The following is a 23726-nucleotide window of genomic DNA, read 5'->3' as shown; positions in this document are numbered from 1 at the left end:
GACGGTCACTCGGTGCCGACGAGCCCTGTCTGGTAGGCGACGACGACCAGCTGCGCGCGGTCCCGCGCTCCGAGCTTGGTCATCGCACGGCTGACGTGGGTGCGAGCGGTGGCAGGGCTGAGGAAGAGCTCGCCACCGATCTCGCCGTTGCTCATCCCCTTGCCGACCAGCGCGAGGACCTCGCGCTCACGGTCGGTGAGGACGGCGAGCCGCTCGTCGGAGGCCTGGGCGGCCTGGCGGCGTACGGCGAGCTCGGCGATGAGCCGTCGCGTGATCCGCGGGGCGAGCAGCGCCTCACCGGCGGCGACGACGCGGATGCCGTGCAGCAGCTCGGCCGGACCGGCGTCCTTGAGAAGGAACCCGCTGGCACCGGCCTGCAGGCCCTCGAAGACGTATGCGTCGGTGTCGTAGGTGGTGAGGATGAGCACGCGGACGTCGCGGAGACCCTCGATCGCGGCGATCCCCCGCGTGGCCTCGATCCCGTCGACCCGGGGCATCCGGATGTCCATGAGGACGACGTCCGGGCGGTGGGCGAGCGCGAGGCGTACGGCCTCGGCTCCGTCGCTCGCCTCACCGACCACCGCGATATCGTCCTCGACCTCCAAAAGCAGCCGAAGCCCAGAGCGGACGAGGCCCTCGTCGTCGACCAGGAGCACACGGATCGGTCGACCGTCGGTCGCGCCGTCACCGCCGCTCACGGGACGACCGTCCCGGGCGTCAGCGGCAGCCTCGCGACCACCTGGAAGCCGCCGGCGGGCGTCGGGCGAGCGTCGAGGTCACCGCCGAGGAGCTGACACCTCTCGCGCATCCCGCGGAGGCCCCTCCCCGGCTCTCCCGGCGACGCCCCGGGCCTGATGCCGCCATTCCGGCCGTCGTCGGCGACCCGGAGCTCGACCGTGCGGTGGTCGCAGCTCAGCGCGACGGTGACCTTCGTGGGCCCCGCGTGCCGGATCACGTTCGTGACCGACTCCTGCAAGATCCGGTAGACCGCCCCTCCGACCGCGCTCGACACCGGTACGTCGGCGCCGGTGCGCTCGAACGTCAGGTCGAGGCCGGCTTCGCGCGCGGTGTGGGTGAGCTCGTCGAGATCGGCCATGCCCGGCTGTGGCGCGCGGTCGTCCCGGTCGTCGCGCAGGACCCCGAGGATCGCGCGCATCTCGTCGAGAGCCCGCGAGCTGGTGCGCTCGATGGCCTCGAGGGTCGCCCGCGCCTCATCGGGTCGCCGATCGAGCACGTGCGCGGTGACGCCCGCCTGGACGTTGATCACGGCGATGGCATGGGCCACGGTGTCGTGGACCTCCCGGGCGATCCGCAGCCGCTCCTCATCGACCCTCCTGCGTGCCTCCTCCTCACGCGTCCGCTCGGCCAGCTCGGCCCGCTCGAGGGCCTCGGCCGCGATCACCCGCCGCGACCGGACGCTCTCGCCGAGCGCCGCGCTCATCACCGTCGCGCCGATCCGGAAGAAGATCCAGCCGACCGCGGCCCTCGGCTCGACGTCGGCCCCCGCCACCAGCCACACGACGCTCATCACGATGATCACGGACGCCGCCAGAGCGAGGGACCGGTGGCCGTCCCCGAGCGCGGTGAGCGTGTAGGTCGCCACGAAGAGCGCGATCCACCCCGGACCGTCGGGGTAGTCGAGGGAGTAGTACGTGACGCTGGCGAGCGCGGTCGCGAGGAACACCGCCACCGGCCACCGGCGGCGTACGACCAGGGCGGCCGCGCTCGCCGCGAGCAGCACGAGGCCGAGCCCTCCGAAGTCCGCGAGCGGGCGGATGACCGTCGCCGGCTCGGCCTCGACCTTGCTCACCGTGCCCTGGACCTGGAGAACCACCACCACGAGCGCGAGCACCGCGTCCTGCGCCCGTGCGGGCAGGCGGTAGCGGTCGAGACGCTCGATCGTGAGCATGAACCGATCCTACGGTCCGGCGACCGGGTCGCGGCTCCGTCGAGAAGCGCGACCACGTACGTCGACGGGCGTACGTGCGAGCCCGGAGCGCACGTCCCACGCACGAGGGAGAGACGTCCGACGGAGGACGCGGGACCGCGTGGATGCTCGCGACCATCGGTGTCATGACGCCACCTCCGACTCACACCGAGCCCATGACCGAGGCTGTGCCAGACCGCCGTACCCGCATGGAACGGTTGGCCGGCTTCGCCGGCCGCCACCGCTGGACCGCTCTCGCCTGCTGGCTGGTCCTGCTCGTCGCAGCGACGTTCGCCGGCCAGGCGGTCGGCGATGCGTACGACGACGACTTCTCCCTCCCCGACACGCAGTCGCAAGAGGTCGCCGACCTGCTCGAGACGCATGCCCCGACCCGCTCGGGCGACACCGTCGTCGTCGTGCTGCACGACGACGGCGGCTGGGCCAGCGACGTCGACCTCGATGACCTGACCCGTGACCTCGCCGCCGTGGACCAGGTCGAGTCCGTCACGCCGCCGGACGCGCAGCGAGGCACCGTCTCGAGTGACGGGACGGTGGGTCTCGTCGAGGTCACGTTCGAGGGCAGGACGGGCGACGCGCCGCCCGCGACCTACGAGGAGCTCATCGAGGTCGCCGGGTCGTACGACTCGGGCCCGCTGCAGGTCGAGCTCTCCGGTGCCGGCGTACGGCAGGTCGAGGGCGGTGGGGGGTCGACCGCCGAGGCGGTCGGGCTGCTCGCGGCGGTGGTGATCCTGGTGCTGATGTTCGGGTCGTTCCTGGCGGCGAGTCTGCCGCTCATCACCGCCGTGCTCGCGGTGGGGTCCACCTTCGGGTTGACGGTCCTGCTGTCGCACGTGCTCACCATCCCCAGCTACACCCCCGCCATGCTGGCGCTGGTCGGTCTGGGCGTGGGCATCGACTACTCCCTGCTGATCTTCAGCCGGTACCGCAGCGAGCTGCTCGCCGGGGCCGGCAGGGACCGGGCAAGCCGCGTCGCGCTCGACACGGCCGGACGATCGGTGCTGTTCGCCGGCGCCAGCGTGATCCTCGCCCTTGGGGGCCTGTTCACCCTCGGCGTCGACGCGTACGAAGGTGCCGTCACGGCGGTCGCCCTCACCGTCCTCGTGACGATGCTCGCCTCCGTCACCCTCCTCCCCGCGCTGCTGAGCCTCTTCGGTAGACGGATCGAGAAGCGGGTCCACCGGCATGCCGCGAGGCGGGGCCGCGGCACCGGTCAGGTCTGGCGCCGCTGGGCATGGTGGGTGCAACGCGCGCCCTGGCCGGCCCTGGTCGTCTCCGTCGTCGCACTCGGAGCGCTCGCGATCCCCGCGGGGAGCATGAACCTCGGCTTCAGCGACGCCGGCACCGACGACGAGAGCACGACCGCGCGGGCGGCGTACGACCTGGTCAGCGAGAAGTTCGGGCCTGGCGCCAACGGTCCGCTGGTCGTCGTCACCGAGGGCACGGAGGACCAGGCGCGGTCGGCGTACGCCGAGCTGGCTTCGCACCCCGGCATCGTCGGAGACCGGGTGTCACCGCCGGTCGCCGTCGCCGACGGTCTGTTCCTCATCCGGGCCGAGCCGACGACCGGCCCTCAGGACGAGGCGACCGCAGACCTGGTGACCGCCCTCCGAGACGATCTCGGCGAACCGCATCTCGTGGGTGGCGCCACCGCGGCGTACGTCGACTTCTCCGACACGATGGCCGACCGGTTCCCTGTGTTCGTCCTCTGCGTCGTGGGGCTGTCCAGCCTCCTCCTGATGTGGGTCTTCCGATCGGTCGCCGTCGCCGTCAAGGCGGCGCTGCTCAACGTCCTCTCCATCGGCGCGGCGCTCGGCGCGATGACGCTCGTCTTCCAGGAGGGATACCTCGGAGCGCAGGCCGGTCCGATCGAGGCGTTCCTGCCCGTCTTCGTCTTCGCGATCGTGTTCGGGCTCTCCATGGACTACGAGGTCTTCCTGCTCTCCCGGATGCGGGAGGAATGGCTGCGGACCGGGGACGCGAGCCTGGCGGTTCGCGAAGGGCTGGCCCACACCGGCGGCGTCATCACGGCGGCGGCCGCGATCATGGTCGTCGTGTTCGGGTCGTTCGTCCTGTCACCCGACCGGATGCTGCAGCAGATGGGCTTCGCCATGGCGGTCGCCGTGCTCTTGGACGCCCTGGTGATCAGGTGCCTCGCCGTCCCTGCGGTGATGCGTCTCCTGGGTGCCCGTGCGTGGTGGATGCCGAGGAGAAGCTCTCCTTCCCGAAACCGCGGGCAGGAGGCACCGGCGTGACCTAGGGTTGCTGCAAGTCATTCGCAACAACGTCGGCCTCGCAACTGTGCGATCCGTGGCGGCCTGAAAGGGCGGTGGCAACGCGATGCGCGGAGCGCTCCAGAGCGACCGACGACTCCGTCGGGGAGGGATCCGCGGCCTCGTCGCGATCGTGGCCGCGGCCCTCGCGCTGGCCGGGTGCGGAGCCGGAGGTGGATCCTCCGAGCCGGGCGCGAGGACGACGATCCGGGTGGCGACCATGGAGCCGGTGGGGATCCTGGACCCGTGGGACTTCGTGGGCCAGTTCCATGCGATGGACCTGGTGTACGAGCCGCTGATCGCCTACGGCGAGGGTGGTGCGCTGGAGCCGGCGCTGGCGGAGTCCTGGGACGTGTCCGGCGACGGGTTGACGGTCACCTTCGCGCTCCGTGAGGGCGTGCGGTTCCACGACGGCACCGACTTCGACGCCGCGGCGGCGAAGTTCAACCTCGAGCAGTGGGTCGGCAAGGAGAAGTTCGCCTTCCTCGGCGGCTCCCGGGCGATCTCCTCGATCGAGACACCGGCCTCCCACACGCTGGTCCTTCGGCTGTCGGCGCCGTACCCCCCGTTGCTCCAGGAGCTGACGATCGTCCGCCCGGTGCGGTTCCTGAGTCCGGCCGCGGCTCCCGGCGGCTCGTACCGCGAGCCGGTCGGGACAGGTCCGTGGAAGGTCGTCTCCTCGACCGACACCTCGGGCTCGTTCGTGCGCAACGACGACTACTGGGGACCCGAGCCGGAGATCGAGCGGGTCGAGATGAGGGTCATCCCGGACTCGCAGACCCGACTCTCGGCGCTGCGTGCGGGCGAGGTCGACCTCATCGGCGGCGGCTACCTGTCCCCGATCAACGCTGTGGAGGCCGCCAGCATCGCCGACGACCCGTCGCTCGATCTGGTGACCGGCGACCCGGACACGACGATGTCGCTCACCTTCAACCGTCGCGGCCCGCTCGGCGAGCGAGCCGTCCGTGAGGCGGTGTCCCTCGCCACCGACGTGGAGGCGATCAACGACGTGCTCTACGGAGGGAAGGAGTACGTCGCTCACAGCTACTTCCCGCCCTCCGTGCCCCACAGTGGCACCCCGACGACGCGACGGTACGACCCCCACGAGGCGGAGCGGGTGCTCGACAGGGCGGGATGGACGATGAAGGGCTCGACCCGGGCCAAGGACGGTCGCCCGCTCCGGCTCGAGCTGCTGCTGGTGTCCGACCCCGTCCACGGGATGACCGACTCGCGGACGACCGGGCAGGCCCTTCAGGACGCGCTGGCCACGATCGGCATCGAGGTCGAGCTGACCGTGGTCGACGGCGCCACGTACTTCGACCAGCAGGCTGCGGGTCGGTTCGACCTGGCCTTCTCCACCACCTACGGAGCGCCGTACGACCCGGCGAACAGCGCGCTGTCGTTCCTGTCCAGCACGGCCGACACCCCTACCTGGAGCTCCCCCGCGCTCGACGCCCTGGTCGACCGGTCGGTCTCGGCGGGTGACCCGGCCACGCGCGACTCCTCCTACCAGGCCGTGTACGACCTCCTGGAGCGGGACGTGGCGTTCGTCCCGATCACCCATCCCCCTCGCTACTACGCCGTGCGTTCGGAGGTCGACGGGTTCCGCGTCCCGCCGCACGAGTACCGCCTCGACCTCACCCACGTGACCCTCGGCTGACCGGCAGCCGACGGACGGGTTGGGAGGGGACCGAGGTGGTGGACGGACGACGCCAGCGGGCACTGACGGGTCACGTGCTCTCGGCTGTCGTCGTACTGCTGGTGCTCACGTTCGGGGCGTTCTCGCTGATCCGGGTGACGCCGGGCAGCACGGCCACGTCGATCGCCGTCCGGCAGGCGGGGCCCGGAGCGAGCCAGGAGCAGATCGAGCGGATCCGTCACGAGCTCAAGCTGGACGAGTCGGTGGTCGCGCAGTACGGCGTCTGGCTCACCCGTGCCCTGCGCGGCGACCTCGGCCGCTCCGAGCGGTCGGGGCGTCCGATCGCTGCCGAGATCGACGAGAAGCTGCCCCGTACGGTGTTCCTCGGCCTTGGCAGTGCCCTCCTCGCCCTGGTCATGGGCTTCGGCGCCGGCATCGTCGCTGCGGTCGTCCGACGCGGGCCGCTGCCGGGTGTCCTGCGCGCGGTGGCACTCGTGGGGGTGTCGGTGCCGACGTTCTGGATGAGCTTCGTGCTCATCGCGGTCTTCTCCGAGCGCCTCGGCCTGCTGCCCACCTCGGGCCAGTCCGGTCCGGTGTCCTGGATCATGCCGTGGCTGGTGCTCGCGATCCCCGCTGCCGGGACGATCAGCCGGGTGGTCGCGGTCTCGCTGAGCGAGGCGCTCCGACAGCAGTACGTCACAGCCGCCCGCGCCCGCGGCGTCGCCGCCTGGTCGCCCACCGTGCGGGACGCCCTGCCGAACGCGGTCGGCGCGACGCTCAACGTCACCGCCCTCCAGCTGGGGACGCTGCTCACCGGGAGCGTGGTCGTCGAGACGGTGTTCGGGTGGCCCGGGATCGGCGCCTGGTTCGTGGACTCGGTGACGTTCCGCGACAGCGGCGCCATCCTCGCCGGGGTCCTGGTGTTCGCGGTCGCCTTCATCCTCCTCACCCGCACCATCGACGTGGTCCAGACCGCCGCCGATCCGCGGCTGCGCCGCACGGAAGTCCGGTGACCCGGAGATGAGAGGCAACGTACGGCTCGTGGTCCTGGCCCTCCCCCTGGTCACCATCTCGCTGGCGGGGCTGCTCGCTCCCTGGGCCGCCCCGCAGTCACCGACCAGCACCGACCTCTCGGCGAGCCTGCTGCCACCGAGCGGCGGCCACTGGCTGGGCACCGACCAGCTGGGCCGCGACCAGCTCAGCCGCATCATCTGGGCAGCGCGCACCTCCATGACCGTGACCGCTGCGGTGATGGTCGTCTCGTTCGTCGTGGGGGTGACCGTCGGCGCCCTCGGCGCCTACCTGGGTGGCGTCGTGGACCGCGTCGTGACGTGGGTGGTCGAGCTGGCCCTGAGCGTTCCCTCGATGCTGCTCGCCCTGGCAGTCCTGGGGATCCGTGGCAACAGCGCCCCGAACCTGATCCTGGCGCTCTCGGTGGTCGGGTGGGCCGCCTACGCCCGCATCGCCCGCGGAGCGGTGTTCGGCTACCGCGGCTCCCCGGCCGCCGACGCCCTCGTCGGTCTGGGCGCCCACCCGGTCCGCATCGTCGCCGTCCACGTCGTGCCGACCGCAGCCCGCCCCGCGGCCGTGTTCGCCAGCACCGACGTCGGCGTCGTCGTGCTGACCGTCGCGGGACTGAGCTTCCTCGGACTCGGCATCTCTCCACCCACGCCCGAGTGGGGGCAGATGCTGGTCGAGTCGCGGCCGTACCTCGGCTCCGCCTGGTGGCTGTGGCTCCCTCCCGGACTCGCCGTCACCGCCGTCGCCCTGTCCAGCAACCTGATCGGCGAGCACCTCGGTATCGCCCCGGAGCTTCGCCGCTGGCGGCTTCGCCGGATGCCGGACGCGTCCCGCCGTACCGTCGCCCGCGGCGTGGGTCGGGACTCGGAGCAGCCGGTGCCTTCCGCCGGCCGCGAGCCCTTGCTGCGGGTGAGCGGGTTGCGGGTCGACCTCGACACCCCTGCCGGTCCGGTCACCGCGCTTCACGGGGTGGACTACGCCGTACGGCCTGGTGAGGTGCTCGCCCTGGTCGGAGAGAGCGGCTCAGGCAAGACCGTCTCGGTCATGGGTCCGCTCGGACTGCTGGACGCGAGCGCCCGCGTCACCGGTCGCGCGAGCTACCAGGGGACGGAGCTGATCGGCGCCCCCGAGGAGACGTTGCGCCAGGTACGGGGAGCGGGCGTGGCCGTCGTCTTCCAGGATCCGTACGCCGCCCTCAACCCGCTCCGTACGGTCGGCTCGGTCGTCGCCGAGGCGCTCCGACCGCCCGCTCGGGGTGACGCGGCGCGTGAACGCGTGAAGGAACTCCTCGAGGCAGTGGGCCTGCCGCGCCCGGACGTGACGATCGACCAGTACCCGCACGAGCTCTCAGGGGGGATGCGGCAGCGGGTTCTGATCGCTGCGGCGCTGGCCGGTGAGCCGACGGTGCTGATCGCCGACGAACCCACGTCCTCCCTCGACGTCACCGTGCAGTCCGAGATCCTCGACCTCCTGCGCGACCTCGGCCGACGGCGGGACATGGCCGTGGTCCTCATCAGCCACGACCTCGCGGTCGTCGCCGACGTCGCCGACCGCGTCCTCGTGATGTACGCCGGCCGGGCGGTGGAGGAGGCGCCGACCGGCGCGCTGATCTCCTCCCCGCTGCACCCCTACACCCGCGGCCTGATCGATGCCGTCCCCGTCGTCGGTCGTCCCACCGGGACGCGCTTCGCCACGCTGCCCGAGTCCGACCATGTCTCCGCAGGTCGAGAGCCGGTCGACGGGGGGTGTTCGTTCGCAGGGCGCTGCGTCCTCCGCGAGGAGGCCTGCCTCACCGGGGCGATCCCCCTGTCCCCTGCCGCCGCCGCACACCCGGACGGGGTCGAGGGCCTCACTGGCGGGCACCAGGTGGCCTGCCCGCCCGCGCTCGTCCGTGCGCACCATCGGCAGCACGAGCCCGAGGCAGCGCGGTGAGCACGCCGATGCTGGAGGTCACGGGCCTCACCGTCAGCCATGCCGACCGCGACCGCCCCGGTGGCCGGCTCGTCGCGGTCGACGAGGTGAGCCTGAGCGTGGGAGCCGGGGAGATCCTCGGACTGGTCGGTGAGTCGGGGTGCGGCAAGTCGACGCTCGCCCGCGCGGTCGTCGGTCTCCAGCCGGTCGACCGCGGATCGGTCCTGCTCGACGGCGTCGACGCGCGCGCGCTGAGCCGGTGTCGTCGGCGCTCGCACCGTCGTCGGGCGCAGATGGTGTTCCAGAACCCGTTCACCTCGCTCGACCCCCATCGGACGATCGGGGCAGCGATCACCGAGGCCCTCGCCGTCGGCGGCACCGTTCCGAGAGCGGCCCGTCGAGCGCGCGTCGCCGACCTGCTCGACCTGGTCGGCCTCGACCCCGCTCTCACGACCCGTCGGCCGCGGGAGCTCAGCGGCGGCCAGTGCCAGCGCGTCGCCATCGCCCGCGCGCTGGCGGTCGAGCCCCGGCTCCTGGTCTGCGACGAGCCGGTCACCGCCCTCGACGTGTCGGTCCAGGCCCGCATCCTCAACCTGTTCATGCACCTTCGCGACACGCTCGGCACGGCATGCCTGTTCATCACCCACGACCTGTCGGTGCTGGCACAGCTCGCCGACCGCATCGCCGTCATGCACGAGGGACGGATCGTCGAGGACGGACCGACGCACGAGGTGCTCACCCGTCCCCGTGACCCACAGACCCGGCGCCTCCTGGACGCCGTACCGACATTCGCCCGAGAAAGCACCATGAGAGGACAGCGATGACGACACAGACGAGTGCCGAGACCGCAGCGGACCAGGGTCGGCGAGCGGTGGCCCGGAGCCTGGTGGCGTCGTGGGAACGCCAGCAGGAGGCCTACATCGCCCATCGGGAGACCCGCTTCGACCTGATGCTGGACCTCGTCGAGCGGCTGTCGCCGTCCGGTCCGGACCGACCCCGGATCCTCGACCTCGCCTGTGGGCCGGGGTCCCTGTCGGCGCGCGTCCTCGACAGGTTCCCTCAGGCCGACGTGGTGGCTGTCGACCTCGACCCCCTCCTGCTGACCCTGGGGCGGTTGGACCACGCCGACCGCGAGCGGCAGCCGACGTGGGTCCGCGCCGACCTGCGCGACCCCGGGTGGACCGGTCTGCTGCCCGTCGCGCCGTACGACGCGATCGTCTCCACCACCGCACTGCACTGGCTCACCGACGAGCAGCTGGCCACCCTCTACCGGCAGCTGTACGCGCTGCTCGTCCCTGACGGCCTGCTCCTCAACGGCGACTACCTGCCCGCCGGTCGACCGTGGGGCGCCATCACGACCGTCGTGCGGGAGATCGGCGAGTCGCGCAAGGACGCGGCGATCAGCGCCGGCGCCGACGACTGGGAGACCTGGTGGTCGGCCGTGCGCGCCACGCCTGAGCTCGCCGAGGAGGTGGCCGACCACGACGCGACGTTCGAGGGCACGACGCGCGGGGACGCGCCCAGCCTCGAGCTCCACGTCCGAGCGCTGCGCGACGGCGGCTTCGCCGAGGTCGAGCTGGTCTGGCACGACCTGACCGAAGGCCTGCTCTGTGCGCTGAAGACCGGCTCGTCGAGTCCGGAGCGATGAGTCCTGCTCAAGGCAGTCTGGGCGGACTACTGGCTAGGGAATACTGACCCGCGGGAGGTGGGCTCATGGCGGACACGTCGGGACCGGGCACCGGATGGCAGGCCGTGCTGCGGGCAGAGGGCTACCGGCTGACCCCTCAGCGCGAGCTCGTCCTCCGCGCCGTCGAGCGCCTGGGGCACGCGACCGTGGAGGAGGTCCATCAGGACGTCGTGCGCCAGCACGCGTCGGTGAACATCTCGACGGTCTACCGGACGCTCGCCCTGCTGGACGAGTTCGGCCTGATCCGCCAGGTCTACCTGACCGACCGCACACCGGTGTACCACTCCACATCGGTCCCGTCGCACGTGCACCTGTCCTGCACCGGTTGCGGTCAGGTCATCGACGCAGACCCCGACGACTTCACGCCGCTGGCCGCCACCCTCGTCCGCAAGCACGGGTTCGCCCCGCACGTGGACCGGCTGGTGCTCTCCGGGCTCTGCGCCGACTGCCGCCGCCGTGAGTCCGACGCCGACCCCGGACCTACAGGTGGTCAGGAACGGTCAGCGCGTCCGGGTCCGACCGTGGAGGGATGAAGGAGAGCGCCGTCTGGACGAGTGCGGTGCGGGCCTTCAGGAGGGCCTTCCGACGGATGCCACGCACGTCACCGAGTCTCTCCTCGACCGCAGCCGCGATCTGCTCCTCGGTGAACGAGGGCCGTGTGCCGACCTCGACCTCGACGTCGGGCAGGCTCACGAGGACCGGCAGGAGCTGGTCACCGATCCCGCTCATCAGCTGATAGCGCTCGTAGCGAGAAAGACCCTCCCACGCCTCGTCGACGTCGCGCCGGCCCTTGCGCACGTCCTTGTCCTGCGACGCCATCACGGCCTTCGCGACGCCCGTGACCGCTGCCGACAGCTCGTGCTCGGTGAACCTCATGCTCCGATCATGCCGGGCGTCGACCGACGCCCGGCGACCGCTCCCCTCAGCGACGACGGAGACGGCTGAGCCAACCGCCTGAGCGCTCCTCGGCGGGATGACCCGAGCACCACTGGGCTGCAGGGACGCCTGCCTTCACCTGGGCGACGTGCTGACCACAGCCCGCCCACGTCGTCTTGCCGCAGGTACGGCAGGTGGTGCTTCGACACATGGTGGTTCTCCTTTGTTCGGTTCAACGTCGGGGCACAGGGGGGGTGGAACGGGATGAGGGTTGGCGTGCCGGTTCACACCAGCGCGGGGAGTGCTCGAGCGGCGGTGTAGGCCGCAACGGCGAGCACAAGCACGGCGAAGGCTCCTTGCAACCGCGCGGTGCCGGCCACCGCGGCCAGTCGGACGCCGAGCACGGCGGCGATCACGGAGACCGCCGTCAGCAGGAGCACCGGCACCCAGTCGGGCGCGCTGCCGCTGCCGGTGCGGACCATCAGGGCCGCGACGCTGGTGACGGTGATCGCGACCAGCGAGGTGCCGGCAGCGAGGTCGATGGGCAGGCCCAGGGCCAGCACCAGGGCGGGCACGACGAGGAACCCGCCGCCGACGCCCAGGAGCCCGGTCACGAACCCGACGAGCGTGGCGGTGGTCAGCACCATGAGCGCCTGCGGACACCGGCAGACGAACGTGGGACTGGTGCTGATGATCGGGTCGTCGATACCCAGGCCGGAACGATGCCGGGGTGAGGTCGTACGGCCGCGCCACGAACGCACCAGCCGCCACGCCATGAGGCCGCCGACCAGGAGCAGAAGCGCCGCGAACGCGGCCAGCAGCACGTCCTGCGACACGGACGACGACAGCGTCGCCCCGGCCGCGGCCCCGCCCGTGCCGACCGCTCCGAAGACGATGCCGCGGCCGAGGAGCACGTTGCCTGCTCGGTGAGCGGCGACCGCCGCGATCAGCGACGTGACGGTCACGACGACGAGCGATCCGGTCATGGCCTGCGTCGTGGACTGGTCGAGCAGGTAGACGAGGACCGGGACGGCGAGGATCGACCCACCGCCACCGAGCGCTCCGAGCGACAGGCCGATCACCGTGCCGGCGCAGACCGCGACGGCGACGAGGGCGAGCGACATCTCAGGCCGGGGTGCTGACGGTCTCGTCCGCCGTGCGGACCAGCGGCAGACCTGCCTGCTCGGCGTGGTCGAACGCGTCGTCGATCGCGACCAGGTCTCTCCCGGCCGCGGCGAGGAACGAGGCGGCGACGGACGCCCGGTAGCCGCCGGCGCAGTGCACCCACACCTCGCCCGCCGGGACCTCCTGGACTCGGCGTGGCAGCTCGTGGATCGCGATGTTCACGGAGCCCTGGATCGCGGACTCGGCATGCTCCTCGGCGCGACGGACGTCAAGGACGACGACCTCGCGGTGGTGGCGCACCTGTGCCAGGTCGGCGAACGTCGCGACGGGGAAGCGGCCCAGCTCGCCGGTCGTCCAGTCCCGAGGTCCGCCGGTCGCCTGCGCGGCAGGGCGGTCGATGCCGATGCGGACGAGGTCGCGTTGCGCCTCCGCGACGTCGTCGGCGGTCTCCCCGAGCAAGGTCACCGGTGTCCCCCACTCGATCAGCCAGCCGACGTAGGTGGCGATGGCGCCGTCCAGGCCGATGTTGAGGGTGCCGGGGGCGTGCCCCGCCGCAAAGGCCTTGCGGTTGCGCAGGTCGATCACCCACTCGCCGGCCTCGATGCGTCGCCGCAGCTCGGTGGCATCGGCCTCCTGCACCGGAGAGAGGTCGGGCGCGGAAGGCCCCGCGGCGTTGGCCGGGCCCATGTGGACGTAGTACGCGGGCCAGTCCCCGAGACCGTCCAGGAGCTCGCGGACGTACGTCTCCTCGTCCTGGCTGAGCACCGGGTTGGACCGGCGCTCCTGCCCGATCGTCGAGGTGGTCGCGTCGGACTGGGTCGCCGCGCAGAACGACCCGAACCCGTGGGTGGGAAAGACCTCGGCGTCGTCGGGGAGCTCGGTGGCCAGCTTGCGGGCCGACGCGTGCTGGTGGCGCACCAGGGTGTCGGTGTGCGCCTCACCCAGCAGGTCGGGGCGGCCGGTGGCGCCGTACAGCAGGGAGCCTCCGGTGAACACGCCGTAGGGCTGCTCACCGTGGTCGCCGACGGACGAGAGGGCGTACGAGAGGTGCGTGAAGGTGTGGCCGGGGGTAGCGATGGCGCGCACCGTCATCCGAGAGCCGATGGACACCGTCTCCCCCGCCGCGACCGGGGTGCGCTCGAAGGAGACGTCGTCCTCGCGGTTGACGAGGTACGCCGCGCCGGTCGCCTGGGCCAAGGCCAGTCCACCGGTGACGTAGTCGTTGTGGAGGTGCGTCTCGAAGACGTGGGTGAGCCGGACTCCGTCGGCCTCGAGCACGTCGAGCACCCGGTCGATGTCTCGCTGGGGGTCGACCACGAAGGCGACCTCGCCGTCGTGCACGACATAGGTGCGGTCACCCAGCGACGGCGTCTCCAGGGTGCGAACCGTCAGATCGGTCATCGGCGGCGTTCTCCTCTCGCGGACCGGCGCCCGCTCATCATCCCCCCGGGGGGTTATGATGAGGACGGTAACACATCCCCCCAGGGGGTTGTAGGATTGAGGAGACCGCGCCCCCGAGCCACGGGAGAACCACCATGGATCTCGACCCCACCGACATCAAGGCGGTCATCACGCGCATGAAGCGCGCCAACGGTCACCTGGCAAGCGTCATCCGGATGATGGAGGAGGGCTCGGACTGCGAGTCGGTCCTCACCCAGCTCGCGGCTGTCAACAAGGCGCTCTCGCGTGCCGGCTACGCCATCGTCGCGACCGGACTCCAGCAGTGCCTCACCGAAGGCGGTGACGGCCTCGCCGACGACGAGGTCAAGAAGATGGAGAAGCTCTTCCTCGCCCTGGCGTGAGCGCCGACGGCCTCGGCGTCGGTCCGGGTCATCGCTCCGACGCGACGGCCGTCTTCCGGTCACCCGGCACGCGGGTGATGAGAGTGAGCGCCACGGCGACCAGCGCGATGATGCCGATCGTCGTGTAGCCGAGCGTGTAGTCGGGCTCGCCGGTGTCACCGAGCAGGGCGGAGATGACGATCGGACCGATCACGCCGCCCAGGCTCCAGCCGATGAGCATGAGGCCGTAGATCGCCCCCGCGTACCTCACCCCGAAGTAGTCACCGGCCGTGGCCGGCATGGTGCCGAACCCGCCGCCGTAGCAGAGGTAGACGACCGCGGCGAGGGCGAACCACAGGGCTGCGTTGCTCGCGTGCGGCAGGACGATGAGGCACACGCCCTGGAGCGCGAGCATGGCGGCGAACGCCGGCATCCGTCCGACGTAGTCCGACGCGGCTGCCCAGACGATGCGACCACCTCCGTTGAAGATCGCCAGCACACCGACGACTGTCGCCGCACCCGCCGAGCTGTAACCGGCGATCCCCTCGGCGCTGCCCGCGGCCTGCGAGATCAGTGCGATGCCCGCCGTGACGTTGAGGGTCAGGATGGCGGTGAGCAGATACCACTGCGGCGTCCGCAGCGCCTCCTTCTCGGTGTACTCCTTGGCCGTCGGACCGGCCGCACCTGCGGTCGCCGTCTCGTACCCGGGGACCGAGTAGCCCTGCGGCGGGTTGCGGAACAACGACGCGCCCGCGAGCGACATCACCAGGTAGGCCAGACCGAGCCAGAGGAACGCCTTGGACGGCTGGCTCTCGTCCTGGCCGATGAGCCACCGGGCGACGGGGGACGTCAGGACGGCCCCGAAGCCGAAGCCCCCGACCGCCAGACCGGTGATGAGGCCCTTCTTGTCGGGGAACCACTTCTGAAGCATCGCGATCGGGACGATGTAGGCGACGCCGAGCCCGAAACCGCTGATGACGCCGTAACCGAGAATCAGCAGCCACAGGTCCTCGGACCCCCGGGTGAACGACGCGATCACGATGCCGAGCGCGTAGATGACGCCGCCCGCCAGGGCGACGACGCGCGGGCCGCGCTTGTCCTGCACCCGACCACCCGTGTAGCTGCCGATGAAGATCATCGCGATCGTCACCGTGAACGGCAGCGATGCCTCGACCTTCGTCAGCTGCCACGGCTCGGCGTCCTGGTAGGCCTTCGCGAACACCGACCAGGCATAGACGGCGCCGATGGAGAACTGGAGCAGAAGGCCACCGCCGACCAGCACCCACCGGTTCACCGAGCCACTGTCACGACGTCCCGGCGAAGCGGTGTCGTGGCGGCCGGTCGAGTCGCTCACGGAGTCGGTCATCTGGGCCTCCTGGCTCGTTTACTGGTGGTAGCGCACGGGGCCCTGTCGCTCGAGGCGCTCGCGCTGGGGGACGACGGTGTACTTCGGGTCTCTCGCGGACTGCTGCCCTGCCTCGAACACCCCGAACCGGGTGCAGGCCGACCCCAGCATCAGCGCCGCTCCCGATGCTGCCGCGACGGCACGGCTGCGACCGGCCAGCAGCGTCCCGGCAGCACCAACCGCCGTCAGCGCCTTCGCCATCCGCATCAGGCGTCCTGCCTTGCCGTGGTGCAGGGGCTCCGCGGTCACACCCATCGACTTCTCCATCCGCTGCTCCATCCCCAGCTCGAGCAGCGCGCCGGCAGCGGCCATCCGCCGGACCGGACCGGTCTCGTGGGTGGGGGCGGCGATCATCCCCAGCCCGGCCGCCGCAGCGCTGGCGGAACCGACGAAGACGAACGGGAGCTCCTTGTAGGCGCCGTGCCAGGACGGTGTCGCCGTGTCGGAGAGCAGGACCGCGGTGTACGCGGCGACCGGCGGCGCAAAGAGTGCCGCCATGAGTCCCGCGGGCCGGCCGAGCGCGGACGCCAGCGGGAGCGGCCCCGCGCTGCGGTAGCGGCCCGGCAGCAGACTGACGACCTCCGCGGCCGCGGCAGCGCCGGCGAAGGGCCCGTACATCGACAGGATCCAGGTCCCGACCGACATCGGCGAGGTCAGCTTGGCGGTCCGGAGCATGTTCGCGAACCGTGAGGGCGTGCCGAGGTCGTGCACGAGCGCGGCCATCGAGAAGCCGAGCGCCCCGACCGCGGCCAGCCGGCCCGTACGCCGCAGCGCCGGCCTGCCGGTCAGGTCGGCGCCCGCGGCGATCAAGGAGGAGCCGGCGGCGAGGCCGCCGGTGAAGAGGTACGCCGGGATGTCGGCCTCCCACGGCGACGGCTTGACGATCGGCCGACCGTAGTAGGAGGTGAAGTCGGCCTCGGGCACCATGCTCTGCTCAGCACCCTTGCGGCGACGGCCCTTCTTGCGGCGTCCGCCCGCCGATCCGACGACCGCGTCCGTCTCGGCGGCGACGCCCACCATGCCGTCGCGCGTGACCGCGTACTCCGGGGCGTCGCCTGTCCTCGTCTGCTCCTGGCTCATCGCCGCCTCCCCAGGAACGACACCGCGGCGCCCGCGAGCATCACGGCTGCCGCCGCCGAGGCCCGCCGGAACATGTGCGGCAGGTCGCGGGTCGTCACCACCGGGTCCGGTGGGAAGCCGTAGACCTCGGGCTCGTCGAGCAGGAGGAAGAAGGCACCCGCGCCACCGACTCCGTCGTCGGGGTCGTTGCCGTACAGACGCGCGTCCATGACGCCCGCGTCGTTCAGCTGGGCGACCCGGGTGTTCGCGCGCTCGCGCAGCTCCTCCACGTCGCCGAACTGGATGGACTGCGTCGGACACGCCTGGGCGCACGCCGGTGTCTGGCCGGCCTCGAGCCGGTCGTAGCAGAGCGTGCACTTCTGCGCGATGCCCACGTTCTTGGCCCCGTCGGGGCCCTTCCGGCGCTCGATGACGCCGTACGGGCAGGCGGGGACGCAGTAGCCGCACCCGTTGCAGATGTCGTCCTGCACCACCACCGTGCCGAACTCGGAGCGGAAGAGCGACCCCGTCGGACACACGTCCAGGCAGGCCGCGTGTGTGCAGTGCTTGCACACGTCCGACGACATCAGCCAGCGGAAGTCGGGCTTCTCGGCGCCGTCCGGCGGCTGTTCCTCGGGCGGGCTCGACGGCGCCATCACCGGCATGCCGAGGTCGACCGACTGGCGGAGCCCGCTCTCCTGGTCACCGAGCCGTTTGGGCTGCTCGATGAACGCGACGTGCCGCCACTGGTTCGCGTTGAGCGAGTGGCTGTTGTCGTAGGACGAGCCGAGCATGTCGAAGTGGTCGGCGGGGACGTCGTTCCACTCCTTGCAGGCCACCTCGCAGGCCTTGCAGCCGATGCAGATGCTGGTGTCGGTGAAGAACCCCTTGCGCTTCGGGCGGTCCTCGCCGTACCCCGCCTCCTCCGAGGGATCGAGCGGCCCCCACAGGTCGTTCTCCCGGAACAGGCTCGTCATGACTGACTCTCCTTCGTGTCCTCGACCGCGTGGGCGGTGGTGAGACCTGCATCGTTCTGGTAGTCCATGACCAGCCGTCGCAACGCCGGTCCCGTCGGCCGCCGACCCGGGCGTACGTCGCAGGTACCCACCTTCGACTCCTGGATGAGGACGTTGGGGTCGAGCGAGATCCCGATCAGGTCGTTGGCCGAGTCACCCGTCACCAGACCGCCCTCGCCCCAGTGGTACGGGAGCCACACCTGGTGCACCGTCCTGCCCTCGACCTTGAGGGGCGTGAGCCGATCGGTGACCAGCACGCGCGCCTCGATCGCCGAGCGGGAGGTGATGATCGTCGCCCAGCCACCGGGTTCGAGCCCGCGCTCTCCGGCGAGCTCCGGCGAGACCTCGATGAACATCTCCGGCTGCAGCTCGGCCAACCGTGCGACGAAGCGGCTCATCCCGCCGGCGGTGTGGTGCTCGGTGAGGCGGCTGGTCGTGAACACGTACGGGTAGACCTCGCTGTGCCCCTGCGACGGCGACGGGTTCGAGGGGTTGTCGGGCCGGACGTACTCCTTGCTCGTCGGGTTGGCCTGCTGGGCGTAGAACGGGTTGCGGAACGGGGACTCGACCGGCTCGTAGTGGGTCGGCATCGGACCGTCGATGAGACCCTGCGGCACGTAGAGTGCGCCCTTCCCGTCGCCCTGCATGATGAACGGATCGTTGCCCGCGAGTCCCTCGACACCGGCAGCGCCGTCGGGCGGCCGGTACGACGGCGGCTTGGTCTTCTCGAAGTCCGGCACGTCGTGCCCGGTCCACTCCCCGGCATCCTCGTCCCACCAGACGTAGGCCTTGCGCTCGCTCCACGGCTTGCCGCTCGGGTCGGCCGAGGCCCGGTTGTAGAGCATCCGCCGGTTCGCGGGCCAGGCCCAGCCCCACTCGGGTGCCACGAAGCTCTGGTCGCTCCCCGGCTTGCGGCGGGCGGCCTGGTTGACGCCGTCCTTGTAGACGCCGGTGTAGATCCAGCAGCCGCCGAGCGTCGAGCCGTCGGCCTTCATCTCGATGAAGCTGGACAGCGGCCGACCGGACTCCACCTCGAAGCCGTTGATCTCCATGAGCACCGCCTCGGCGCTCGGCTCCACCAGCGGACCGTGGGTCGGGTAGTCCCACGCGAGCTGCTGGATCGGCAGGTCGCGCTCCTCGGTCGAGTCCGCGTAGCGCTCCCGGACCATCCGGCCGAGGTGGTAGAAGAACCACAGCTCCGAGCGGCAGTCGTCGGGCGGCTCGACCGCCTTCTCACGCCACTGCAGCATCCTCTGGGTCTGGGTGAAGGTGCCCTCCTTCTCGACGTGGGACGCAGCCGGCATGAGGAACACCTCCGTCCGGCACTCCTCGGGCACGATCTCGCCGGTGGCGACCTCCGGAGACGTCTTCCAGAACGTGGCGCTCTCGATCTCGAAGAGGTCGCGGACCACCACCCAGTCCAGGTTCGCCATGCCCAGGCGCTGGGCGCGCCCGTGCGCCGACCCCACGGCCGGGTTCTGGCCGAGCAGGAAGTAGCCCTTCACCTTGCCGTCGATCATGTCCATGACGGTGCTGTAGGTGCCGTGGTCGCCGGTGATCTTCGGGAGGTAGTCGAAGCAGAAGTCGTTCTCCGGCGTCGCCGCGTCTCCGAAGTAGGCCTTCAGCAGGTTGACCCCGTACGCCGACGCGTTGGCCCAGAAGCCCTTGGCGTCCGGCTGGCTGACGGCCTCGATCCACTGCTCCAGGCTCTGGTGTTCCACGGCGTTAGGCATCGGCAGATAGCCGGGGAGGAGGTTGAACAGGGTCGGGATGTCGGTCGAGCCCTGGATGCTCGCATGCCCGCGCAACGCCATGACACCGCCGCCGGGCCGGCCCATGTTGCCAAGCAGCAGCTGGAGGATGGCCCCGGTCCGGATGTATTGCACGCCCACGCTGTGCTGGGTCCACCCGACGCTGTAGACCAGCGCCGTGGTGCGGTCCGGGTTCGAGTTCGCGGTCCACGCCTCGCACACCTCGCGGAACTGCTCCTCGCTCACACCGCACGTCCGCGCCACCATCTCCGGCGTGTAGCGGGCATAGTGCCGCTTGAGGACCTGGTAGACGCACCTCGGGTCCTGAAGCGTCTCGTCGCGCGGCGGATTGGCCTTCACGCCGCTGCCGTGGGACTCGTGCTGCAACGCGCTGGCGGTCTCTCGCTGCATCTCGGGGTTCTGCTCGTCGTCGGCCGCGGGCTCGTCGCCGGCGTACTGCCAGGACGTCGGGTCGTACGTCCGCGTCTCGGGGTCGTACCCGGAGAACAGCCCGTCGAGGTCGTCGGTGTCCTGGAAGTCGTCGCTGACGATCGCCGCGGCGTTGGTGTAGTTCACGACGTACTCACGGAAGTCCAGCTCGTTGGAGAGCACGTAGTTGACGATGCCGCCGAGGAAGGCGATGTCGGAGCCCGCTCGGATCGGCACGAAGGTGTCGGCCAGCGCGCTGGTCCGCGTGAACCGCGGATCGACGTGGATGATCTTCGCACCCCTCGCCTTCGCCTCCATCACCCACTGGAAGCCCACCGGGTGGGCTTCGGCCATGTTGGAGCCCTGGATGATGATGCAGTCAGCGTTGGCGAGGTCCTGGAGGAAGGTGGTGGCGCCTCCACGCCCGAACGACGTCCCCAGACCGGGGACGGTGGCGGAGTGTCAAATGCGCGCCTGGTTCTCGATCTGGATCGCGCCCATCGCGGTGAACAGCTTCTTGATGAGGTAGTTCTCCTCGTTGTCGAGGGTCGCCCCTCCGAGGCTCGCGATGCCGAGCGTGCGGCGGACCCGCTGTCCGCGCTCGTCGACGTCCTGCCACGTGTCGTTGCGGGCCTTGACGACCCGGTCGGCGATCATCTCCATCGCCGTGTCGAGCGCGAGGTCGGTCCACTCGGTCGCGTACGGCGCGCGGTACTTGATCGTGGTCTGCCGCAGCGGGCTGGTGACGAGGTTCTTGCTCGCCGCGCCCTTCGGGCACAGCCGACCGCGGTTCACCGGGCTGTCCGGGTCACCCTCGATCTGGATGACCTTCTCGTCCTTGACGAAGACCTTCTGGGCGCACCCGACCGCGCAGTACGGGCAGACGCTCTTGGCGACCCGGTCGGCGGTCTCGGTGCGGGCGGTGATCTCGTCGGTGTTGCGGGAGCGTACGGCCGCGCCGCGTCCCAGCCGGTCCGCACCGGTCAGCTGTCGCAGCACAGGCCACGAAAGGAACGTCCTCGCCACCCGCCTCACCTCCGTTGAGGGCACGTTACCCCCGACGCCCCCCGTTCACACGTGGGTGAGGCGACCGCGTGCCGCTGTCAATCAACCGGTGTCAGCGCACCGCGACGACGAAGTCGGTGCGGGGTACGACCTCGCCCACCACCGGATGGCCCGGAATCTCACCGGCGACGAGGAGACCGCCCGACGTCTGCGCGTCCGCGAGCAGCAGGAGCTCGTCCTCCTCGACGCTCGCCTGCAGGTGCGGGCGGACCCAGTCGAGGTTGCGACGGCTCCCGCCGGGCACGAACCCGTCGCGGAGCGCGTCACGAGCGCCACCAACGTACGGGACGGCCGCCGCGTCGACCACGGCGCTCACCCCGCTGGCCCGGGCCATCTTGAAGAGGTGACCGAGGAGGCCGAAGCCGGTCACGTCGGTGGCTGCCGTGCACCCGCCGGCCACGGCCGCACGCGAGGCGTCACGGTTGAGGCCCGTCATCGTGGCGACGGCCTCCTCGAACCGCTCGCCCGTCGCCTTGTGCCGGTTGTTGAGCACCCCGAGCCCCAGCGGCTTGGTGAGCGTCAAAGGCGTCCCCGGCATGGCGGCGTCGTTGCGCAGCAGGCGGTCGGGGTGAGCCAGACCGGTGACCGCGAGGCCGTACTTCGGCTCCTGGTCGTCGATGCTGTGGCCCCCGGCCAGGTGGGTGTCCGCCTCGCGGCAGACGTCGCGGCCCCCACGGAGCACCTCGCGGGCCAGGTCGAACGGGATCCGGTCGCGCGGCCACGCCAGCAGGTTGAGCGCAACCACTGGCTCGCCGCCCATCGCGTAGACGTCCGAGAGGGCGTTCGCCGCGGCGATCCTCCCCCAGTCGTAGGGATCGTCGACGACCGGGGTGAAGAAGTCGGTCGTCGCGATGATGGCGCGTTCGCCGTCGATCCGTACGGCGGCGGCGTCGTCGCCGTGGTCGAGGCCCACGAGCAGGTCGCCCGACTCCTCACCGAGCCGCAGGTCACCGAGCACGCGTTCGAGCTCGCCGGGCGGAACCTTGCACGCGCAGCCGCCGCCGGCGGCGTACTGGGTGAGCCGGAGATCTGCAGCTGCGGTCGTCATGGTCCCAACCTAGGCGCTCGAGCGGGCGAGCGGGCGGTGGCGGAGGCGGACGGGAACACCGTCCGAGTGGCTCGCGCGGAACGGGACGCGACTGTGCGACATCTCGGAATGCTCTGGAAAGCGCTGGAGAGTGACGACGACTCTCCACGTTAAGGCGAAGACAAACCGGTCATTCGGATCGCTCCAACGGTAGCCTCGACGGCGCAGCGAAATCCTACGCACCGGGGGGACGTATGGCTGAGGAGAACTGGCATGAGGCGCGTTTGATTCCGACGTCCGGCATCAATGGGGCGGACGAACAGGAGCGCCGGGCCACGTCGGCGCTCCTCGCGGTCGTCTCGGCCGTGAAGGAGTTCGGACGGGCACTGCTGAAACCACTCGGCGCCCCCTCCGGCTCCATCGAGACCTTCATCGAGGTTCCGTTCCTGCTGGGCGAGAAGAAGCTGTACCCCGACGGACTGATCCGCGTCACTCGTGGCACCCGCTCGTGGACCGCGCTGGTCGAGGTCAAGACTGGCTCCAACGCGCTTCAGGCAGAGCAGCTCGAGAGCTATCTCGATATCGCGAGGGAGCAGGGCTATGACGCCGTGCTCACCATCTCCAACGAGATCCCGGCCATGGCTGGGCAGCACCCGACCAAGGTAGACAAGCGGAAGCTGCGCAAAGTTTCCCTCCATCACCTGTCATGGACCCAGGTACTAGCCGAGGCGGTGATGCAAAAGGAGTTCCGCGGTGTCGCCGACCCCGATCAAGCCTGGATCTTGGGAGAACTGATCCGATACCTCGAGCACAGCCGGTCGGGAGCTCTTGAGTTCGAGGACATGGGCGATACATGGGTCGCCGTCCGCGACGCCGTTGTCGCGGGCACGCTGCGGGCCTCGGACAAGGGACTGCCCGACGTTATCGCACGGTTCGATGCTCTTCTGCGATTCGCCAGCCTCCGCCTGGGCCGCCAGCTCGGCACCGAGGTGGTCCCGGTGCTGTCACGCAAGGAGCAGGCTGATCCCGCCCTGCGTGCCCAGGCGCTGACCACGATGCTGTGTCAGAGCGGGCAGCTGTCCGGCGCAATTCGTATACCTGACACCGTTGGTCAACTCGTTGTTACTGCTGACCTCCGCGCGTCCAAGGTCACCTGCCACGTCAACGTTGACGCGCCCCGAGAAGGACGGCCCAGCACCAGGGTCAAATGGCTGGTGCGGCAGCTGAAGGCCGCGCCGGACTCCGTGCGGGTCGAAACCTTCACCGCCCACGCTCGCGGCTCCAGTGCTGCTGAGCTGCTCGGCGTCGTCCGGGCGGACCCCACGGTTCTGGTTGTGGATCCGGCCAGAGAGATCCGGTCGTTCCGTCTGGCCCTGATCTCGCCGATGGGCACCAAGCGCGGCCGTGGCCGTGGATCCTTCATCGACTCGGTATTGAAGGCCTCCGATACGTTCTACGCCGACGTCCTTCAGTACCTGAAGCCGTGGGCGGCAACCCCACCGAAGCTGCGTCAGACCGGTCCACATCCGCCCAACGAGGAGCCAACGAAGCGTCCGAGCCTCAGTTCCACTGATTACTCCTCCCAGGACGGCACCGAGGCTGTCGAGCCGACACCGGCAAACGCCAACCAGGTCGGGTCCACTGATGTCACGCACGACGACGAGGCGGCGCCAGCGTCTAATGGCTGACCCCAACGGCTGAATTAGCGGGCGGGCGG

Annotated in this window: 19 protein-coding genes; 9 read left to right on the top strand and 10 right to left on the bottom strand. The window is 70.7% G+C overall.

All coding sequences use genetic code 11. From position 1 onward, the window contains the following. Positions 1–5 precede the first annotated feature (5 nt). Both KV102_RS14045 and KV102_RS14040 read right to left on the bottom strand, forming a co-directional pair. Entirely contained in the window at positions 6–698 is a 693-nt protein-coding gene (locus tag KV102_RS14045) for a response regulator transcription factor (protein ID WP_308290339.1), read from the bottom strand. After that, on the bottom strand, positions 695–1909 hold the full coding sequence (locus KV102_RS14040) for a sensor histidine kinase (protein WP_220344305.1): 1215 nt from the start codon (positions 1907–1909) through the stop codon (positions 695–697). Before KV102_RS14040 ends, KV102_RS14045 begins: the two co-directional genes overlap by 4 nt. Before the next feature lie 194 nt (positions 1910–2103). On the opposite strand from KV102_RS14040, the gene KV102_RS14035 reads away from it, so the two are divergent. The 7 genes from KV102_RS14035 to KV102_RS14005 all read left to right on the top strand — a co-directional run bounded on the left by KV102_RS14035 (position 2104) and on the right by KV102_RS14005 (position 11008). Beyond that, positions 2104–4200 carry an MMPL family transporter gene (locus KV102_RS14035; protein WP_220346658.1) on the top strand — a complete coding sequence of 699 codons (2097 nt, stop codon included), beginning with the start codon at positions 2104–2106 and terminating at the stop codon, positions 4198–4200. An 85-nt stretch (positions 4201–4285) separates the two neighbouring features. Next, a complete protein-coding gene (locus KV102_RS14030) occupies positions 4286–5878 on the top strand; it encodes an ABC transporter substrate-binding protein (RefSeq protein ID WP_220346657.1) in 1593 nt (530 codons plus the stop codon). Between the two features lie 35 nt (positions 5879–5913). After that, positions 5914–6870, top strand: coding sequence for an ABC transporter permease (locus KV102_RS14025; protein WP_220346656.1), 957 nt, complete (start codon positions 5914–5916; stop codon positions 6868–6870). Positions 6871–6877: 7 nt separating this feature from the next. Continuing rightward, positions 6878–8809, top strand: a complete 1932-nt coding sequence (locus KV102_RS14020) for a dipeptide/oligopeptide/nickel ABC transporter permease/ATP-binding protein (protein WP_220346655.1) — start codon at positions 6878–6880, stop codon at positions 8807–8809. Next, complete coding sequence (locus KV102_RS14015) at positions 8806–9612, top strand: ABC transporter ATP-binding protein (protein ID WP_220346654.1); 807 nt, start codon at positions 8806–8808, stop codon at positions 9610–9612. Before KV102_RS14020 ends, KV102_RS14015 begins: the two co-directional genes overlap by 4 nt. Beyond that, a complete protein-coding gene (locus tag KV102_RS14010) occupies positions 9609–10436 on the top strand; it encodes a trans-aconitate 2-methyltransferase (protein ID WP_220346653.1) in 828 nt (275 codons plus the stop codon). The genes KV102_RS14015 and KV102_RS14010 overlap by 4 nt, the downstream gene beginning before the upstream one ends. Before the next feature lie 65 nt (positions 10437–10501). Beyond that, positions 10502–11008, top strand: a complete 507-nt coding sequence (locus KV102_RS14005; protein WP_220344298.1) for a Fur family transcriptional regulator — start codon at positions 10502–10504, stop codon at positions 11006–11008. Here the strand turns inward: KV102_RS14005 and KV102_RS14000 are convergent. From KV102_RS14000 to KV102_RS13990, 3 genes are all read right to left on the bottom strand, one after another. Next, positions 10956–11351, bottom strand: a complete 396-nt coding sequence (locus tag KV102_RS14000; protein WP_220344297.1) for a hypothetical protein — start codon at positions 11349–11351, stop codon at positions 10956–10958. The genes KV102_RS14005 and KV102_RS14000 overlap by 53 nt on opposite strands. 284 nt (positions 11352–11635) lie before the next feature. Beyond that, positions 11636–12475 carry a sulfite exporter TauE/SafE family protein gene (locus tag KV102_RS13995; RefSeq protein ID WP_220346652.1) on the bottom strand — a complete coding sequence of 280 codons (840 nt, stop codon included), beginning with the start codon at positions 12473–12475 and terminating at the stop codon, positions 11636–11638. A 1-nt stretch (position 12476) separates the two neighbouring features. Continuing rightward, positions 12477–13877, bottom strand: a complete 1401-nt coding sequence (locus KV102_RS13990; protein ID WP_220344295.1) for a rhodanese-like domain-containing protein — start codon at positions 13875–13877, stop codon at positions 12477–12479. 134 nt (positions 13878–14011) lie between these two features. On the opposite strand from KV102_RS13990, the gene KV102_RS13985 reads away from it, so the two are divergent. Continuing rightward, positions 14012–14278 (top strand): metal-sensitive transcriptional regulator, encoded by a 267-nt coding sequence (locus KV102_RS13985; protein ID WP_220344294.1) that lies wholly within the window; start codon positions 14012–14014, stop codon positions 14276–14278. Between the two features lie 28 nt (positions 14279–14306). On the opposite strand, the gene KV102_RS13980 is transcribed toward KV102_RS13985, so the two are convergent. The 5 genes from KV102_RS13980 to selD form a co-directional block, all read right to left on the bottom strand. Continuing rightward, positions 14307–15623 (bottom strand): OFA family MFS transporter, encoded by a 1317-nt coding sequence (locus KV102_RS13980; RefSeq protein ID WP_220344293.1) that lies wholly within the window; start codon positions 15621–15623, stop codon positions 14307–14309. An 18-nt stretch (positions 15624–15641) separates the two neighbouring features. Continuing rightward, positions 15642–16742, bottom strand: a complete 1101-nt coding sequence (gene nrfD / locus KV102_RS13975) for an NrfD/PsrC family molybdoenzyme membrane anchor subunit (protein ID WP_220346651.1) — start codon at positions 16740–16742, stop codon at positions 15642–15644. Then, the gene (locus tag KV102_RS13970) at positions 16739–17698 is read right to left on the bottom strand and encodes a 4Fe-4S dicluster domain-containing protein (protein WP_220344291.1); all 960 of its coding nucleotides are present in this window, start codon (positions 17696–17698) and stop codon (positions 16739–16741) included. The genes nrfD and KV102_RS13970 overlap by 4 nt, the downstream gene beginning before the upstream one ends. Further along, entirely contained in the window at positions 17695–20943 is a 3249-nt protein-coding gene (gene fdh / locus KV102_RS13965) for a formate dehydrogenase (RefSeq protein ID WP_308290338.1), read from the bottom strand. Before fdh ends, KV102_RS13970 begins: the two co-directional genes overlap by 4 nt. Before the next feature lie 91 nt (positions 20944–21034). Beyond that, positions 21035–22030, bottom strand: coding sequence for a selenide, water dikinase SelD (selD, locus tag KV102_RS13955; RefSeq protein WP_220344289.1), 996 nt, complete (start codon positions 22028–22030; stop codon positions 21035–21037). Between the two features lie 233 nt (positions 22031–22263). On the opposite strand from selD, the gene KV102_RS13950 reads away from it, so the two are divergent. Further along, on the top strand, positions 22264–23697 hold the full coding sequence (locus KV102_RS13950) for a hypothetical protein (protein WP_220346650.1): 1434 nt from the start codon (positions 22264–22266) through the stop codon (positions 23695–23697). Positions 23698–23726: the final 29 nt, after the last annotated feature.

Origin of the sequence: Mumia sp. zg.B53 (genome assembly GCF_019550935.1) — a bacterium.
Lineage (GTDB): Bacteria > Actinomycetota > Actinomycetes > Propionibacteriales > Nocardioidaceae > Mumia.
The sequence above is the reverse complement of the archived record's forward strand: the minus strand, read 5'-3'. Positions and strand labels throughout refer to the sequence as shown.